The organism is Streptomyces sp. NPDC001852 (assembly GCF_042891825.1).
Lineage (GTDB): Bacteria > Actinomycetota > Actinomycetes > Streptomycetales > Streptomycetaceae > Streptomyces.
The window spans coordinates 1-15,904 of the sequence record NZ_JBIATN010000004.1; the positions used below are offsets into that span (position 1 = coordinate 1).

Sequence of the window (15,904 nt, forward strand, 5' to 3'; positions counted from 1 at the left end):
GTTGATAGGCCGGATCTGGAAGCCAGGTAACTGGTGGAGGTGACCGGTACTAATAGGCCGAGGGCTTGTCCTCAGTTGCTCGCGTCCACTGTGTTAGTTCTGAGGCAACGACTGTTGCCGGCTTCAGAGCAGAACGCATAACTACAGAGTGTGCTTGTTCGCTCGAAACCATTAGGGTTTCGGTGGTCATAGCGTGAGGGAAACGCCCGGTTACATTTCGAACCCGGAAGCTAAGCCTCACAGCGCCGATGGTACTGCAGGGGGGACCCTGTGGGAGAGTAGGACGCCGCCGAACAATCTTTGGGGGGACCCCTGGTCACCAGCGTTCAGCTGGGACCAGGGGTCCTTTCGTTTTTACAATGCTTGCGGTACCGAAGACAGGAGTCACCATGTCCACCAACTCTCCCGACGACCGACCGGAGCGCGACCAGCGGCGACGGGACAGTGGTGACCGCGGTGACCGCGGCGGCTACCGCGGCGACCGTGGCGGCTTCCGCCGCGACAACGAACGTGGCGCTTACGGCAGTCGGCGCGATGACCACCGCGGCGACCGCGGAGGCTTCCGCCGCGACGACCGGCGTGACGACCGCCGCGATGACCACCGTGGTGACCGGCGTGATGACCACCGTGGTGACCGGCGTGATGAGCGTCGTGATGACCGGGGTGGGTTCCGGCGTGACGACCGTGGTGGTTATGGCCGTAGGGACGATCGTCGTGAGGGGGATCGGGGTGCGCGTCCGGCGTTCCAGCGGGACGACCGTGACCGTGGTCCGCGTCGGGACGACCGCCGCGACGACCGTGGCTTCCGCCGTGACGACCGGCGTGACGACCGGCGTGACGACCGTCCGTCCTTCCGCCGTGACGACGACCGTGGCGGCTACGGCCGGCGCGACGACCACCGCGGCGACCGCGGAGGCTTCCGCCGCGACGACCGCCGCGACGACCGGCGTGATGACCACCGTGGTGACCGGCGTGATGAGCGTCGTGATGACCGGGGTGGGTTCCGGCGTGACGACCGTGGTGGTTATGGCCGTAGGGACGATCGTCGTGAGGGGGATCGGGGCGCGCGTCCGGCGTTCCAGCGGGACGACCGTGACCGTGGTCCGCGTCGGGACGACCGCCGCGACGACCGTGGCTTCCGCCGTGACGACCGGCGTGACGAGCGTCGTGACGACCGGGGTGGCGACCGTCCGTCCTTCCGCCGTGACGACGACCGTGGCGGCTACGGCCGGCGCGACGACCACCGCGGCGACCGCGGAGGCTTCCGCCGCGACGACCGCCGTGACGACAGCCGGGGCGACCGCGGAGGCTTCCGTGGCCGGGACGACCGTGGTGACCGTGGGCCCCGTCGGGACGACCGTGGTGGGCGGCCCGGTGGCTTCCGAGGACGTGACGACCGGCGTGACGACCGGCGGGGCGGTGGCCGGTTCCGCGACGAGCGTGACCGCGACCGGGACCGCGAGCCGATCAAGCGGCTGCCGATCCCGGAGGACGTCACGGGCGACGAGATCGACAAGGACGTCCGGCAGGAGCTCCAGAGCCTGCCCAAGACGCTCGCGGACGACGTCGCCAAGAACCTGGTGATGGTCGCACGGCTCATCGACGAGGACCCCGAGGGCGCCTACGGCTACTCCAAGGTGGCCCTGCGGCTGGCGTCCCGCGTGGCCGCCGTACGCGAGGCCGGCGGATTCGCGGCGTATGCCAACCAGAAGTACGGCGAGGCCCTCGCCGAGTTCCGGGCCGCGCGGCGGATGACGGGATCCGTGGAGCTGTGGCCGGTGATGGCCGACTGCGAGCGCGGGCTCGGGCGGCCGGAGAAGGCGCTGGACATGGCCGGTGCGCCGGAGGTGCACAAGCTGGACAAGGCCGGTCAGGTCGAGATGCGGCTCGTCGCGGCCGGTGCCCGGCGTGACATGGGCCAGCTGGACGCGGCCATCGTGACCCTGCAGAGCCCGGAGCTCGCCTCCAACTCGGTTCAGCCGTGGACCGCGCGCCTGCGGTACGCCTACGCCGACGCCCTGCTGGCCGTCGGCCGGGAAGCGGAGGCGCGGGAGTGGTTCGCGAAGGCCGTGGAGGCCGACCGGGACGGCAGCACGGACGCCTCCGACCGGCTCGCCGAGCTGGACGGCGTGGAGTTCGTCGACGCCCTGGACGAGGGTGAGGCCGAGTCCGTCGAGCCCTCGGAGGAAGAGGGCGACGAGGACTGACGAAAGCCACTGAGAAGAGGGCGGGTTCCCCGAGGGAGCCCGCCCTCTTCGCCGTTCCGGGCCCTCAGATGTCCAGTGCCCGCAGCACCAGCCCCGACGCCGGCTTCGGGCCGAACGACGTCGACTTGCGGGGCATCGTGACGCCCTGGCGGGCCAGGTCGCGTACGACCTCCTCGCGGACCGGGTGCATCAGGACGGCCGTACCGCCGTCGCGTTCCGCCTTGGCGACCGTCGCGGCGGTGTCGTGGATGTACGCGATGTGGGCCGGGGAGTCCTCGGGGATGTGCCAGACGTGGTCGAGGAGCGTGGCGTGCAGGACCGTGGCGTCCAGGGAGCGCCAGGCGGCCGGGCGGTCGGCCGGGATCGTCCGTGCCAGCAGGTCCGGGTCCGGGCGGTCGAGGAGGTGGAAGGCGCCGTCGCCGGCCAGCAGGAAGGCGTTGCCCGCGCAGGAGGCGTCCGCGAGGGTCTCCAGGGCCTCGGTGAGCGGTGTGTCGAGGCGCCGTACCCGGAACAGCCCCTGGACCGCCGCGAGCGCGTCCGCGACCGGCAGGCCGTGCAGCAGGCGGTGGATGGCGCGGACGCGCAACGGATAGCGGGCGGTGTCGACGAGCAGGACCAGGCCGTGGTCCCAGGGGCTGGGGGAGGGGTGCTCGGCGCGCAGCCGCAGGTAGGTGGCCCAGCGGTGGTGGCCGTCGGCGATCAGGGCCTGCTGGTGGGCGAGGTCGGAGCGGATGCGGGCCAGGTCGGCGGGGTCGGTGACGGACCACAGGCGGTGGTGGTAGCCGTCCTCGGTGGTCGTGTCCAGCAGCGGGGGCTTCTCCGCCGTGCGCTCGACGACCTCGGCCGCCCTGCCGTCGCCGCGGTAGGTCAGCAGCAGCGGTTCCAGGTTCGCGCGCGTGGCCCGCATCAGGGCCGCGCGGTCGGCGACCACGGGCGGCATGACGTCCTCGTGCGGCAGCACCACGCCCTCGGCTGGCGCCGAGACCCGCAGGGCGCCGATCACACCGCGCTGGAGCATGCCGCTCTCGTCGCGCTGCTCGTAGACGTACAGGCCGGGTTCGGGGTCCGCGGTGAGGACGCCCTCGTCCAGCCAGCGGCGCAGGGTGTCGGCCGCCTGCTCGGTGCGGGCGCTCGGGGTGCCGGCCTGCGGCAGGATCAGCCGGACGATGTTGTACGGGTCGGCGGACTGGAGGTGGTGCACCCCGTCGGGGCGTACGACGACGTCGTACGGCGGGGAGGTGACGGAGGCGAGGCTGCCGACCCGGTCGGGGTCGTAGCGAAGGCCGCGGAACGGCGTGAGTTCCAGGCCCTGGCGCGCCGTTGCTTCCGAGTGACCTGCAGTGTTCATCCCGGCATCGTACGTGTGTCAGTGGCGTGCGGGATGATCGGGGGAAAGGCGATGGACAGCCTTCGGACGTCGGTGAACGAGGAGCGATGTGGAATGAGCCAGGCGGTCAGGACGAGGCCCGAGGGCAGTGGGCAGCCCCTGAGCGAGGCGTACGACACGGCGCTGCTCGATCTGGACGGGGTGGTGTACGCCGGCGGGAGCGCGATCGCACACGCGGTCGACTCGCTGGCGGTGGCGCGCTCGGGCGGTATGCATCTGGCGTACGTCACGAACAACGCGCTGCGGACGCCGGACGCGGTGGCCGAGCACCTGACGGAGCTGGGCATACCGGCGGGTGCCGATGACGTCATCACCTCCGCGCAGGCGGTCGCGCGGCTGATCGGCGAGCAGGTGCCGGCCGGGGCGCGGGTGCTGGTGATCGGCGGCGAGGGGCTGCGGGTGGCGCTGCGCGAGCGGGGCCTGACGCCGGTGGAGTCGGCGGACGACGATCCGGCGGCGGTCGTGCAGGGTTACGGCGGGCCGGAGCTGACCTGGGGCCGGTTCGCGGAGGCGTCGTACGCCGTCGCGCGCGGGGTGCCGTGGTTCGCGTCCAACACCGACCTGACGATCCCGAGCGGGCGGGGCATCGCGCCGGGCAACGGGGCGGCGGTGGAGGTCGTACGGATCGCGACGGGCAAGGAGCCGCAGGTGGCGGGCAAGCCGCTGCCGCCGATGCACCGGGAGACGATCATCCGGACCGGCGCGAAGCGGCCGCTGGTGGTCGGGGACCGGCTGGACACGGACATCGAGGGCGCGTTCAACGGCGGGGTGGACTCGCTGCTGGTGCTGACCGGTGTCACCGACGGCGCCCAGCTGCTCGCGGCGCCGCCGCAGCACCGTCCGACGTATGTGGACGCCGATCTGCGCGGGATGCTCACCGGGCAGCCGGAGGTCACCCCGCTCACGGAGGGCTTCCGGTGCGGTGGCTGGACGGCGACGGCCGGGGCGGACCGGCTGGAGCTGGAGGGCGACGGGGAGCCGCTGGACGGGCTGCGTGCGCTGTGCGCGGCGGCCTGGACGGCGGCCGGCGAGGGCTCCTGCGGGCTGGACGGGGGGAAGGCGCTGGCGCGGCTCGGACTGTGAGCAGGGTGCGGGGCGGATCGTGACGCCTGCGCACCCCGGGGCTCGAGACCGATAGCGAGGGTAGGCTAACCTAACCTCGTGTTGGTCGACAGTCCTCCGGAACCGCGCGCGGAAACCGCCCCCGCGCCCCCAACCCGCCGGGCGGCAAGGGCCCTTGGGCTCCTGGTCTCCGCCGCGATCCTGGTGCTCGTCGCCCTGGCGAGCATCGCGATCGGGGCGAAATCGCTGTCGGTGGACCAGGTCTGGCACGGCCTGTTCCACGACACGGGGACGTACGGCGACGTCGTCGTGGACGAGCGGCTCGCGCGTACGGTCCTGGGGCTGCTCGCCGGTGCCGCGCTCGGCCTCGCGGGCGCCGTGCTGCAGGCGCTCACCCGCAATCCGCTGGCCGACCCCGGACTGCTCGGGATCAACGCCGGTGCCTCGGCCGCCGTCGTCACGGCCATCACGTACTTCGGCGTCACCAGCCTCACCGGCTATGTGTGGTTCGCCTTCCTCGGGGCGGCGGCGGTCGGCGCGCTGGTGTGGTTCCTCGGCGGCAGCCGCGGCGCCACCCCGGTGCGGCTCGCGCTCGCCGGTACGGCGATCAGCGCCGCGCTGTACGGCTATCTCCAGGCCGCGATGATCCTGGACGACGCGGCGCTGGCCAGGATGCGCTTCTGGACGGTGGGTTCGCTCGCCTCGGCCACGCACTCGACCATCGTGCAGGTGCTGCCGTTCCTCGCGGCCGGCATGGTCCTCGCGCTCGCGCTGGCCCGGCCGCTGAACGCCGTGGCGATGGGTGACGACACCGCCCGCGCCCTCGGTGCCCACCTGGGCCGCACCCGCGCCCTGGCCATGCTCGCCGCCACCGTCCTGTGCGGTGCCGCGACCGCCGCCTGCGGCCCGATCGTCTTCGTCGGCCTGATGGTGCCGCACGTCGTGCGCTCCTTCACCGGCCCGGACCTGCGCTGGATCCTGCCGTACGCCGCGGTCCTGTCGCCCGTGCTGCTGCTCGGCGCCGACGTCGTCGGCCGGGTCGTGGCCCGCCCCTCGGAACTCCAGGTCGGCATCGTCACCGCGATCATCGGCGGCCCGGTCTTCATCTTTCTCGTACGACGGCGGAGGACGGCCCAGCTGTGAAGAGCCGAACCATGACCCGGGCCGTCCGCACTCCCGGCGGGCTGTCCCTGCGCCTGGACCTGCGGGTCCTGCTCGTCGTCGTCCTGCTGTCGGCCGCCGCCGGTGCCGCCGGCATCGCGCTGATCGGCACCGGGGACGCGAAGATCCCGGCGGCCGACGTGCTCAGGACCCTCGCCGGGAACGGCAACGCCTACCAGGACTTCATCGTGAACGAGCTGCGACTGCCGCGCGTCCTCGTCGGGCTGCTGGTGGGCGCCTCGCTGGGCCTCGGCGGCGCGCTGTTCCAGTCCGTCTCCCGCAACCCGCTCGGCAGCCCGGACGTGCTGGGCCTCTCCCAGGGCTCGACGGCCGGCGCGCTGGTCGTCATCGTGCTGCTGTCCGGCAGCACCACCCAGGTCACCGCCGGCGCGCTGATCGGCGGCCTGGTCACCGGACTCGCCATCTATCTGCTCGCCTGGAAGCAGGGCGTGCACGGATACCGGCTCGTCCTGGTCGGCATCGGTGTCTCCGCGATCGCCACCGCGGTCAACGGCTATCTGCTCACCAAGGCCGACCTGGTCGACGCGGCCCGCGCGGTGGTGTGGATGACCGGCTCTCTCAACGGCCGTGACTGGGACCAGGTCTGGCCGCTGCTCGCGCTGTGTGCCGTCCTGGTCCCGCTGGTCCTCGCCAACGCGCGCGGCCTGCGGATGCTGGAGATGGGCGACGACGTCGCGAACGCCCTCGGCGTGCGCGTGCAGCGCGTCCGGCTGGTGCTGATGGTCTCCGCCGTACTGCTCACCGCGGCCGCCACCGCCGCCGCCGGACCGGTCAGCTTCGTCGCGCTCACCGCCCCCCAGCTGGCCCGCTGCCTGACCCGCTCGCCGGGCCCGAACCTCGTGCCCTCCCTCTGCATGGGCGCCGCCCTGCTGGTCGCCGCCGACTGGGCCTCCCAGCGCGCCTTCGGTGCCGACCAGCTGCCCGTCGGCGTGGTCACCGGCGTCCTCGGCGGCGCCTATCTGCTGTGGCTGCTGGTCACCGAGCGCAGGGCGGGCCGGATATGACCGCCACCGGCGCGCCGAACAACCCGAGGAGCACTGTGAACCGCCTGTCCGCCGAGAACGTCACCCTCGCCTACGACCAGCGCGTCATCGCCGAGCGGCTGTCCGTGGAGATCCCGGACAACTCCTTCACGGTGATCGTCGGCCCGAACGCGTGCGGCAAGTCGACGCTGCTGCGGGCGCTGTCGCGGATGCTCAGGCCCAGCCAGGGCCGGGTGCTGCTCGACGGGCAGGTCATCCAGTCGATGCCCGCCAAGAAGGTCGCCCGCACCCTCGGCCTGCTGCCCCAGTCGTCCATCGCGCCCGACGGCATCACCGTCGCCGACCTGGTCGGCCGGGGCCGCTACCCGCACCAGGGCCTGCTGCGCCAGTGGTCGGCGGAGGACGAGCGGGTCGTGCAGGAGTCGATGCGGCAGACGGGGGTCGCCGAACTGGCCGACCGGTACGTCGACGAACTGTCCGGCGGACAGCGGCAGCGGGTGTGGATCGCCATGGCGCTCGCCCAGCAGACCCCGCTGCTGCTCCTGGACGAGCCGACCACCTACCTGGACATCCAGTACCAGATCGACGTCCTCGACCTGTGCGCCGAGCTGCACGAGACCCAGGGCCGCACCCTCGTCGCCGTCCTGCACGACCTGAACCACGCGGCCCGCTACGCCACCCACCTCATCGCCCTGCGCGACGGCGAGGTGATCGCCGAGGGCGCCCCGAACGACATCGTCACGGCCGAGCTGGTGGAGCGGGTGTTCGGGCTGCGCTGTCAGGTCATCGACGACCCGGAGACCGGGACGCCGCTGGTGGTGCCGGCGGCGCGCACGGCACGCTCGGAGAAGGTCACAGCAGCTTCCTGAGCCGGAACAGATCCAGCAGGTTCGCCTCCAGCCGCACCCGGCCCCTGCCCCAGGCGGTCGCGAAGTTCAGCTCGCCGTCCACCAGGGCCACCAGGTCGTCCCCGGCCATGGCGAGCCTGAGCTGCGCCTTCTCCCGCGGCGGGCCGGGGTGGGTCTCGTCCACCTCGATCCGCCCGCCCGTCATCCGGCCGGCGAAGGTGACGTCCAGGTCGGTGATGTGACAGCTCACCGAGCGGTCCAGGGCGGCGGCCGCTCCGACGTCGCCCTCGGCGCCCTGCATGTTGTCCGAAAGCTTTCCCAGTGCGGCGCGGCACTCCTCGATCGTGGCCATCGCCCACGACGGTACCCCAGCGGTTCGCGGTAGCGTCGGGGCATGAGCGACTCGGTTCCGGAGACGGAGAACCCGCAGGATTCGGTGCGGGAGGCGGCGGAGGCACTTCAGGCGTACGACCCCGCCGCGCCCGCCCCCCTGAACGTCCCGCGCACCCCCACCGGCCATGCCGAGGTCGACGACCGGCTGGAGCGGCTGGCCGACGCCGACCACCTCGCCACCGACGGCCACATCGAGGTGTACGAGGATGTACACGGGGGGTTGCGCGACGCGCTCACCGCGCTCGACGCCCGCCCGGGGCCTCCGGCCCCCCCGTCACCCTCGTACCACCAGAGCAGGAGCTGAACCGAACGTGGCAGGAGTCGCACGCCGCCGTCTGGACGCGGAGCTGGTCCGCCGGAAGCTCGCGCGCTCGCGCGAGCACGCCGGCCAGCTGATCGCCGCCGGGCGGGTCACCGTCGGCAGGACCGTGGCGACCAAGCCGGCCACCCAGGTGGAGACCGCCGCGGCCATCGTGGTCCAGGCCGACGACAGCGACCCCGAGTACGTCTCCCGCGGCGGGCACAAGCTCGCCGGCGCGCTGGAGGTCTTCGTGCCGCAGGGCCTCGTGGTCGAGGGCCGGCGCGCGCTGGACGCCGGCGCGTCCACCGGCGGCTTCACCGACGTCCTGCTGCGCGCGGGCGCCGCGCACGTCGTCGCCGTGGACGTCGGCTACGGGCAGCTCGCCTGGTCTCTCCGGAACGATGAACGCGTCACCGTCAAGGACCGTACGAACGTACGCGAGTTGACGCTCGAGGCGATCGATGGGGAACCTGTGGATCTTGTCGTGGGCGATCTGTCCTTCATCCCGCTCGGGCTGGTGCTGCCGGCCCTGAAGCGGTGTGTGAAGCCGGACGCCGACCTGGTGATGATGGTCAAGCCGCAGTTCGAGGTCGGCAAGGAGCGGCTCGGCAGCGGGGGTGTCGTACGGAGTCCGCAGTTGCGGGCGGAGGCCGTGCGGGGAGTGGCCGGGAAGGCCTGGGAGCTGGGGCTCGGGGTGCAGGGCGTCACCGCGAGTCCGCTGCCCGGCCCCTCGGGGAACGTCGAGTACTTTCTCTGGCTGCGGGCGGGGGCACCCGAGGTGGACCCGGCCGACGTCGACCGTGCAGTGGCGGAGGGGCCGCGTTGACACAGAACCTGGTGCGTACTGTTTTCCTGCTCGCCCACACCGGGCGGCCCGCGGCGATCCGCAGTGCGGAACTCGTCGTCAAGGGCCTGCTGCGGCACGGCATCGGGGTGCGGGTGCTGGAGGAGGAGGCGCGCGACCTGCCGCTGCCGGACGAGGTGCAGCTGGTCAAGGAGGCCACTCCGCAGTGCCTCGACGGGTGCGAGCTGCTGATCGTGCTCGGCGGCGACGGCACACTGCTGAGGGGCGCCGAGTTCGCCCGCGCCTCCGGGGTGCCGATGCTCGGCGTCAACCTCGGGCGGGTGGGGTTCCTCGCGGAGGCCGAGCGGGACGACCTCGATCGGGTGGTCGACCGGGTGGTGGCGCGGTCGTACGAGGTCGAGGAGCGGATGACCGTCGACGTCGTCGTGCACCGCAACGGGGACATCGTGCACACGGACTGGGCGCTGAACGAGGCGGCCGTGCAGAAGGCCGGCGCCGAGAAGCTGCTGGAAGTCGTGCTGGAGATCGACGGGCGCCCGGTGACGGGGTTCGGGTGCGACGGCGTCGTGCTCTCCACGCCGACCGGCTCCACGGCGTACGCCTTCTCCGCGGGCGGGCCCGTGGTGTGGCCCGAGGTGGAGGCGCTGCTGATGGTGCCGATCAGCGCGCACGCGCTGTTCGCGAAGCCGCTGGTGACCTCGCCGGATTCGGTGCTCGCGGTGGAGGTGCTGCCGCACGTCCCGTCGGGGGTGCTGTGGTGCGACGGGCGGCGGACGGTCGAGTTGCCGCCGGGGGCGCGGGTGGAGGTGCGGCGGGGGGCCGTGCCGGTGCGTTTGGCCCGGCTGCACCATTCGTCCTTCACCGATCGCATTGTGGCGAAGTTCGCGCTGCCGACCACGGGGTGGCGGGGGGCGCCGCACTAGCGGCTCGTTCGCGCGTACTCCATGCCGGGCAGGCGGTGGCCTGTCCGGGTGGCACGGGCCACCGTCGGCATATGTTGTCGGCAATTTCCGGATATGTCTCCCTGTGTCAGGCGGTTCAGAGGCGAGGAGACGACGACGATGAGCAAGCAGCACGTGGTGCTGGCGGGGAGCGCACGGCCGGCCAAGGCCGGCGCGACCCGGCTGCGGGACGCGGCCCCGCAGGACCAGGTGAGGGTGACCCTCACCTTGCGCGGGCCGGTGGTCACCGGCGACCGGATCCCGGTCGAGCGAAGCCAGGACGCGGAGAAGACGAAGGCCGTGCTCGAACGGTGCGGCCTCACCGTCGACGAGGTCCGGCTCGAACCGGGCAGCATCGTGGCGAGTGGCCCCGTCTCCGCCATGAACGCCGCCTTCGCGGCGAACCTCGGCATCTACGAGAGCCCCGATCAGGGCGAGTTCCGCGGACGCGAGGGCGAGCTGAGGATCCCGGCCGAACTCGACGGAATCGTGACCGGTGTCTTCGGGCTGGACCAGCGGCGGATGGCCCAGCGCTCGGCCGTCAAGGGATCGGGTTTCCACGGCTCGTTCACGCCGGACGACCTGGCGAAGATGTACAACTTCCCGGCAGGCCAGGCAGAGGGGCAGCGGATCGGCATCGCCGAGTTCGAGGGCTTTTTCACCGCCGATGATCTGCAGTCCTTCTGCGACCGGCACGGTCTGCAGGTGCCGCAGGTCGAGGTGGTGCCCCTGAACCTGGAGCCGCTGTCGGCGCAGGAGTTCCAGCAGCTGTCACCGCAGCAGCAGCAGGACGAGATCGACGCGGCGGGCGAGGTGATGATGGACGTGCAGATCGTCGCCGGTCTCTGTCAGGCGGCACAGATCTCGGTCTACTTCGCCACGTTCGACCAGCAGGGCTGGATCGAGATGATCGACCGGGTGGTCGCGGACAGGCCGGTGGCGGTGTCCATCAGCTGGAGCCGTGCCGAGGACAACCCCGGCTGGTCGGGCAACGCGATCGACGAGATCAGCAAGCGCCTCGAGGGTGCGACGAAGAAGGGCGTCACGGTCTGCGTCTCCTCCGGTGACGACGGTGCGGGGCACCAGAGCGCGGACGGACGCGCACATGTCGGCTTCCCGAGCGCCAGTCCGTACGTGCTGAGCGTCGGCGGCACGATGATCGACGCGTCCGGACAGGAGGTCGCCTGGTGGGAGGCGCCCGGCCGGCGGACCGATCACGGCGGCGGCTCGAGCGGGGGCGGTGTCTCCGTGCACTTCGCGCGTCCGGACTACCAGCAGCACATCAAGGTGGACTCCCTGAACCCGGACGGCATCAGGGGGCGAGTGGTGCCGGACGTCGCGGCGCTCGCCGGCCGCCCGCTGTACGACCTGACGTTCCTCGGCGAGCTGAGGCCCAACGGCGGCACCAGCGCCTCCACCCCGCTGTGGGCGTCCCTCATCGCCCGCATCAACGCCCTGCTGCCCCCGGAGAAGCAGCAGCGCTTCCTCACGCCGCTGCTCTACCAGGGCGGAGCCAACGGCACACCGCTCGGCCGGGCCGCCTGCCGGGACATCGCCGCCGGCCACGACAACGCCTCCAACCCGCCCGCGGTGGGCTACCCGGTGCAGGAGGGGTACGACGCCGTCACCGGCTGGGGCGTGCCCGACGGAGTCGCCCTCCTCAAGGGACTGCACTGAGGGCGCTGCACTCGCCCGGGTGACAATGTGAGCCCGATCCGCATTCGTCACCTGCACCTTCACACAACCGGGCCGGGGTCCGTCGCAATCCCGGCCCCTCACCTCGTAAGGTCTTGTCCGTGTTGGAGGAGATGCGGATACGGTCGCTCGGGGTCATCGACGATGCCGTCGTCGAGCTGTCGCCCGGGTTCACCGCCGTCACCGGTGAGACGGGTGCGGGCAAGACCATGGTGGTCACCAGCCTGGGGCTGCTGCTCGGTGGGCGGGCGGACCCGGCGCTGGTGCGGATCGGGGCGGAGAAGGCGGTCGTGGAGGGGCGGGTCACCGTCCCCGCCGACGCCGCCGCCGTCGTACGCGCGGAGGAGGCCGGGGCCGAGCTGGACGACGGGGCCCTGCTGATCAGCCGTACCGTTTCCGCCGAGGGCCGTTCCCGGGCCCATCTGGGCGGGCGCAGCGTGCCCGTGGGGCTGCTCGCCGACCTGGCCGACGACCTGGTGGCCGTGCACGGGCAGACCGACCAGCAGGGGCTGCTGAAGCTGTCCCGGCAGCGGCAGGCCCTGGACCGGTACGCGGGCGACGCCGTCGCCGTACCGCTCGCCAAGTACACCGAGGCCTACCGGCGGCTGCGGTCCGTCGCCACCGAGCTGGAGGAGATCACCACGCGCGCGCGTGAGCGGGCGCAGGAAGCCGACATGCTGCGGTACGGCCTCGAGGAGATCGCCGCCGTGGAGCCGCGCGCCGGGGAGGACGCCGAGCTGTCCGAGGAGGCCGAGCGGCTGGGGCACGCCGAGGCGCTGTCGTCCGCCGCGACGGCCGCGCACGCCGCTCTCGCGGGCAATCCCGAGGACCCCGAGGGGATCGACGCCCAGGCCCTCGTCGCGGGCGCCCACCGCGCGCTGGAGGCCGTGCGCTCGCACGACCCGGCGCTGGCCTCCCTCGCCGACCGGATCGGGGAGATCGGCATCCTGCTCGGCGATGTCGCCGGGGAGCTGGCGGGGTACGCCGACGACCTGGACGCCGATCCGCTGCGGCTGGCCGCGGTGGAGGAGCGGCGGGCGGCGCTGACCGCGTTGACGCGGAAGTACGGCGAGGACGTGAACGCCGTCCTCGCCTGGGCCGAGCAGAGCGCCGCCCGGCTCACCGAGCTGGACGGCGACGACGAACGGATCGGGGAGCTGACCGCCGAACGGGATGCGCTCCGTGTCGAACTGGGCGGTCTGGCCCAGGCGTTGACGGACGCGCGGGCCGATGCCGCCGAGCGGTTCGCCGCCGCCGTGACGGCCGAGCTGGCCTCGCTGGCGATGCCCCACGCGCGCGTGTCGTTCGACATCCGGCAGACCGAGGACCCGGAGGGCGTCGAGGTCGGGGGGCGTACGGTCGCCTACGGGCCCTCGGGCGTGGACGAGGTCGAGCTGCTGCTCGCCCCGCACCCTGGTGCCCCGCCGCGGCCCATCGCCAAGGGCGCGTCCGGCGGTGAGCTGTCCCGGGTGATGCTCGCCGTGGAGGTCGTGTTCGCGGGCACCGACCCCGTGCCGACGTACCTCTTCGACGAGGTCGACGCCGGTGTCGGCGGCAAGGCAGCGGTCGAGATCGGGCGCCGGCTGGCGAAGCTCGCCAGGACCGCACAGGTCGTCGTCGTCACCCACCTGCCCCAGGTCGCCGCCTTCGCCGACCGGCAGTTGCTGGTCGAGAAGACCAACGACGGTTCGGTCACCCGCTCCGGCGTGAAGGTCCTGGAGGGCGAGGAGCGCATCCGCGAGCTGTCCCGGATGCTGGCCGGCCAGGAGGACTCCGAGACGGCCCGCGCCCACGCGGAGGAACTGCTGGCGACGGCCCGGGCGGACCTGTAGGCGGCTGGGCTTCTAGGGTGGCGGGATGATCGGCAAGCGTGAGTTCCGTTCCTTCCTGCTGTCCGCCGCGGTCACCCGGGCCGGCCAGGCCCTGCTCCGCAGCGATCCGCCCGGCGGACGGGAGCGCTGGGAACGGAAGAACCACGCCGGGCGCACGGTCGAGCTCTACGCCGGGCCCGCCTCGGCGCTCGGTGCGGCCGTGGCCGCCGCGCGGGTGCGTCCCGCGGCCGGGCTCGCCGTGCTCGCCGCCGGGGTCTGCGGGGCGTACGACGATGTCGCCGGGGACGACCGGCGGGGGTTCCGGGCGCATCTGCGGGCCTTGCGGGACGGCGAAGTCACCAGCGGGGCCGTGAAGTTGTTCGGGATCTCGGCCGCCGGGCTGGTCGCGGGGGCGCTGATGAAGGAGCGGCCGCTGGACAAGCTGCTCGCCGGGATCGTGATCGCCGGTACCGCGCACTTCGTGAACCTCGTCGACGTACGGCCCGGGCGGGCCGCGGGCGCGGTGCTCGCGCTCGGGGCGCCGGGGCTGCTGCGCAAGGGGCGGGGGAGCGAACTGTCGGCCGTCGCGATGGGCGGCGCCGCGGCCGTCCTGCCCGACGACCTCGGGGAGCGCGTGATGATCGGGGACACGGGGGCGCACGCGCTCGGTGCCGCGCTGGGGGCGGCCGTCGTGGCGGGCAACCGGCGCGCGGGACTGTTCGTACACGCCGTCGCGGTCGTGGCCGCCGCCGTCCACGGGGACCGGGTGAGTGCCTGGGCGGGCGCTGTGAGCGTGTGACCTCGCCGGACGCGATCGCACAGCGTTCGCCCGCGCCGGACCTTTGTTCACCCGTGTGGGTGACGTGCTCCGGCGCATTGCCCCGGCCCGCCGCACAGTGCGCCCTCCGGATTTCCCGTAACGGCCGTGTCCCCTGGCATGCTTGAAGGCACACGGTCCGCGCGGGAGGGCGCGCGGGGTACGTCCTTCCGCCCCCTTGAGCCCGCTACCTTCTGTACGTTTCCTCGTGACCGCCCACGCCGAACCAGGAGCCCCGGCCCCGTGAGCCCCCTGAGCAGCAACGCACCGCACGGCCAGTCGCCGCTGCGCACCGTGCAGGTGCTGGGCGGGGGCAACGCCGGCAGCAGCGCGCACGTGCGCTCGCTGGCCGAGGGGCTCGTGGCGAGGGGCGTGCGGGTCACGGTGTGCGCCCCCGTCGAGGCCGACCGCGCCTACGACTTCACCGGCACCGGTGCCGACCACGTGCACGTGCCGCGCAGCAGCGACCCCGTCTCCGTGGCCGCGCTGCGCACGGCCTGCGCCCACGCCGACCTGGTGCACGCGCACGGACTGCACGCCTCCTTCCGGGCCGTCCTCGCACTCGGCGGCCGGAGCACCCCGCTGGTGGTCACCTGGCACGACCGGGCCCAGGCGGAGGGCCCGCGGGCGCATCTGCTGCGGCTGCTGGAGCGGCGGGTGGTGCGGACGGCGGCCGTGGTCCTCGGCACCAGCTCCGACCTGGTGGACCGGGCCCGGGACACGGGGGCGCGGGACGCCCGGCTCGCCGCCGTCGGCCTGCCGGGGCAGCGGCGGCCCGTCATCCTCGACGAACCCGACCCGCTGCGCCCCAAGGTCCGGGCGGAACTCGGCGCCATCGACCGCCCGTTGCTCATCGCGGTCGGCTCCCTCGACCGGCAGCGCGGCTACGACCACCTGCTCGACGCGGCCCGCGCCTGGCGGGACCTGGACCCGGTGCCGCTGGTCGTCATCGCCGGAGAGGGACCGCTGCGGGCGGCGCTGCAGCGGCGGATCGAGGACGAGGAGCTGCCGGTGCGGCTCGTCGGGCGCCGCGAGGACGTGCCCGATCTGCTCGCCGCCGCCGATCTCGCGCTGCTCACGAGCAGTTGGGAGTCGAGGTCCGTCCTCGCCCAGGAGGCCCTCTACGCGCGCGTGCCGCTCGTCGCGACCCGGGTCGGCGGCATCCCCGACCTCGTCGGCGACGCGGCCGAACTCGTCCCGTACGGCGATCCGGAGGCGCTCGCGGCCACCGTCGTCCGGCTCCTCGCGGACCCGGAGCGCCGGGAGGAGCTGCGCGAGCGCGGGGTGCGGCAGGCCGCCGGCTGGCCGACCGAGGACGAGACGGTCGCCCAAGTGCTCAGCGTCTACGACGAGTTGACACAGCCGCGACCGCTGGCCTAGTGCCCCGGCAGGCAACGTTTGCCCGTCAAGGAGCGGCGTCCGGTGCGTGCTCTGGGGGTCCCCCCGGCCGAAGGCTGGGGGAGTGCCGGGTG

General features: G+C 73.1%; 14 protein-coding genes, 1 rRNA gene and 1 pseudogene. 14 read left to right on the forward strand and 2 right to left on the reverse strand.

Translation table 11 applies throughout. The annotated features are described in order from the left end of the window. The first annotated feature begins 178 nt into the window (after positions 1-178). From rrf to ACFYZB_RS07945, 3 genes and pseudogenes are all read left to right on the forward strand, one after another. Positions 179-295, forward strand: a 5S ribosomal RNA gene (rrf, locus tag ACFYZB_RS07935). 94 nt (positions 296-389) lie between these two features. Next, a pseudogene (locus tag ACFYZB_RS07940) lies at positions 390-1,310 on the forward strand (tetratricopeptide repeat protein); the annotation flags it as partial. Between the two features lie 165 nt (positions 1,311-1,475). Beyond that, entirely contained in the window at positions 1,476-2,207 is a 732-nt protein-coding gene (locus tag ACFYZB_RS07945; RefSeq protein WP_388756500.1) for a hypothetical protein, read from the forward strand. Positions 2,208-2,271: 64 nt separating this feature from the next. Here ACFYZB_RS07945 and ACFYZB_RS07950 read toward each other — a convergent pair whose 3' ends face one another. Then, the gene (locus ACFYZB_RS07950) at positions 2,272-3,555 is read right to left on the reverse strand and encodes a DUF1015 domain-containing protein (RefSeq protein WP_388755679.1); all 1,284 of its coding nucleotides are present in this window, start codon (positions 3,553-3,555) and stop codon (positions 2,272-2,274) included. A 93-nt stretch (positions 3,556-3,648) separates the two neighbouring features. Between ACFYZB_RS07950 and ACFYZB_RS07955 the strand changes: the two genes are divergently transcribed. From ACFYZB_RS07955 to ACFYZB_RS07970, 4 genes are all read left to right on the forward strand, one after another. After that, positions 3,649-4,677 (forward strand): HAD-IIA family hydrolase, encoded by a 1,029-nt coding sequence (locus ACFYZB_RS07955; RefSeq protein ID WP_388755682.1) that lies wholly within the window; start codon positions 3,649-3,651, stop codon positions 4,675-4,677. Positions 4,678-4,755: 78 nt separating this feature from the next. Further along, positions 4,756-5,799: a FecCD family ABC transporter permease gene (locus ACFYZB_RS07960; RefSeq protein ID WP_388755684.1), complete on the forward strand. Its 1,044-nt coding sequence runs from the start codon at positions 4,756-4,758 to the stop codon at positions 5,797-5,799. 11 nt (positions 5,800-5,810) lie between these two features. Then, complete coding sequence (locus ACFYZB_RS07965) at positions 5,811-6,842, forward strand: FecCD family ABC transporter permease (protein WP_388755686.1); 1,032 nt, start codon at positions 5,811-5,813, stop codon at positions 6,840-6,842. Further along, entirely contained in the window at positions 6,839-7,690 is an 852-nt protein-coding gene (locus ACFYZB_RS07970) for an ABC transporter ATP-binding protein (RefSeq protein ID WP_388755688.1), read from the forward strand. Before ACFYZB_RS07965 ends, ACFYZB_RS07970 begins: the two co-directional genes overlap by 4 nt. Here ACFYZB_RS07970 and ACFYZB_RS07975 read toward each other — a convergent pair. After that, positions 7,674-8,021: a sterol-binding protein gene (locus ACFYZB_RS07975; RefSeq protein ID WP_351206925.1), complete on the reverse strand. Its 348-nt coding sequence runs from the start codon at positions 8,019-8,021 to the stop codon at positions 7,674-7,676. The two genes, ACFYZB_RS07970 and ACFYZB_RS07975, sit on opposite strands and share 17 nt — an antisense overlap. 42 nt (positions 8,022-8,063) lie before the next feature. On the opposite strand from ACFYZB_RS07975, the gene ACFYZB_RS07980 reads away from it, so the two are divergent. From ACFYZB_RS07980 to ACFYZB_RS08010, 7 genes are all read left to right on the forward strand, one after another. Then, the gene (locus ACFYZB_RS07980; protein WP_388755690.1) at positions 8,064-8,366 is read left to right on the forward strand and encodes a hypothetical protein; all 303 of its coding nucleotides are present in this window, start codon (positions 8,064-8,066) and stop codon (positions 8,364-8,366) included. Between the two features lie 7 nt (positions 8,367-8,373). Continuing rightward, the gene (locus tag ACFYZB_RS07985; RefSeq protein ID WP_388755693.1) at positions 8,374-9,189 is read left to right on the forward strand and encodes a TlyA family RNA methyltransferase; all 816 of its coding nucleotides are present in this window, start codon (positions 8,374-8,376) and stop codon (positions 9,187-9,189) included. Then, positions 9,186-10,091 carry an NAD kinase gene (locus ACFYZB_RS07990; protein WP_388755696.1) on the forward strand — a complete coding sequence of 302 codons (906 nt, stop codon included), beginning with the start codon at positions 9,186-9,188 and terminating at the stop codon, positions 10,089-10,091. The genes ACFYZB_RS07985 and ACFYZB_RS07990 overlap by 4 nt, the downstream gene beginning before the upstream one ends. 138 nt (positions 10,092-10,229) lie before the next feature. Then, on the forward strand, positions 10,230-11,786 hold the full coding sequence (locus tag ACFYZB_RS07995) for a S8 family serine peptidase (protein ID WP_388755698.1): 1,557 nt from the start codon (positions 10,230-10,232) through the stop codon (positions 11,784-11,786). Between the two features lie 131 nt (positions 11,787-11,917). Next, positions 11,918-13,636 carry a DNA repair protein RecN gene (gene recN, locus ACFYZB_RS08000; protein WP_351206957.1) on the forward strand — a complete coding sequence of 573 codons (1,719 nt, stop codon included), beginning with the start codon at positions 11,918-11,920 and terminating at the stop codon, positions 13,634-13,636. 25 nt (positions 13,637-13,661) lie between these two features. After that, the gene (locus tag ACFYZB_RS08005; protein WP_388755701.1) at positions 13,662-14,414 is read left to right on the forward strand and encodes a hypothetical protein; all 753 of its coding nucleotides are present in this window, start codon (positions 13,662-13,664) and stop codon (positions 14,412-14,414) included. Between the two features lie 261 nt (positions 14,415-14,675). Beyond that, positions 14,676-15,812 carry a glycosyltransferase family 4 protein gene (locus tag ACFYZB_RS08010; protein ID WP_388755704.1) on the forward strand — a complete coding sequence of 379 codons (1,137 nt, stop codon included), beginning with the start codon at positions 14,676-14,678 and terminating at the stop codon, positions 15,810-15,812. Positions 15,813-15,904: the final 92 nt, after the last annotated feature.

What these genes read in the sequence shown, in the direction of transcription:
- ACFYZB_RS07950 (WP_388755679.1), bottom strand. Translation starts at nt 3,555, where the DNA reads ATGAACACTGCAGGTCACTCGGAAGCAACGGCGCGCCAGGGCCTGGAA.
- ACFYZB_RS07955 (WP_388755682.1), top strand. Translation starts at nt 3,649, where the DNA reads ATGAGCCAGGCGGTCAGGACGAGGCCCGAGGGCAGTGGGCAGCCCCTG.
- ACFYZB_RS07965 (WP_388755686.1), top strand. Translation starts at nt 5,811, where the DNA reads ATGACCCGGGCCGTCCGCACTCCCGGCGGGCTGTCCCTGCGCCTGGAC.
- ACFYZB_RS07970 (WP_388755688.1), top strand. Translation starts at nt 6,839, where the DNA reads ATGACCGCCACCGGCGCGCCGAACAACCCGAGGAGCACTGTGAACCGC.
- ACFYZB_RS07975 (WP_351206925.1), bottom strand. Translation starts at nt 8,021, where the DNA reads ATGGCCACGATCGAGGAGTGCCGCGCCGCACTGGGAAAGCTTTCGGAC.
- ACFYZB_RS07980 (WP_388755690.1), top strand. Translation starts at nt 8,064, where the DNA reads ATGAGCGACTCGGTTCCGGAGACGGAGAACCCGCAGGATTCGGTGCGG.
- ACFYZB_RS07995 (WP_388755698.1), top strand. Translation starts at nt 10,230, where the DNA reads ATGAGCAAGCAGCACGTGGTGCTGGCGGGGAGCGCACGGCCGGCCAAG.
- recN (WP_351206957.1), top strand. Translation starts at nt 11,918, where the DNA reads ATGCGGATACGGTCGCTCGGGGTCATCGACGATGCCGTCGTCGAGCTG.
- ACFYZB_RS08005 (WP_388755701.1), top strand. Translation starts at nt 13,662, where the DNA reads ATGATCGGCAAGCGTGAGTTCCGTTCCTTCCTGCTGTCCGCCGCGGTC.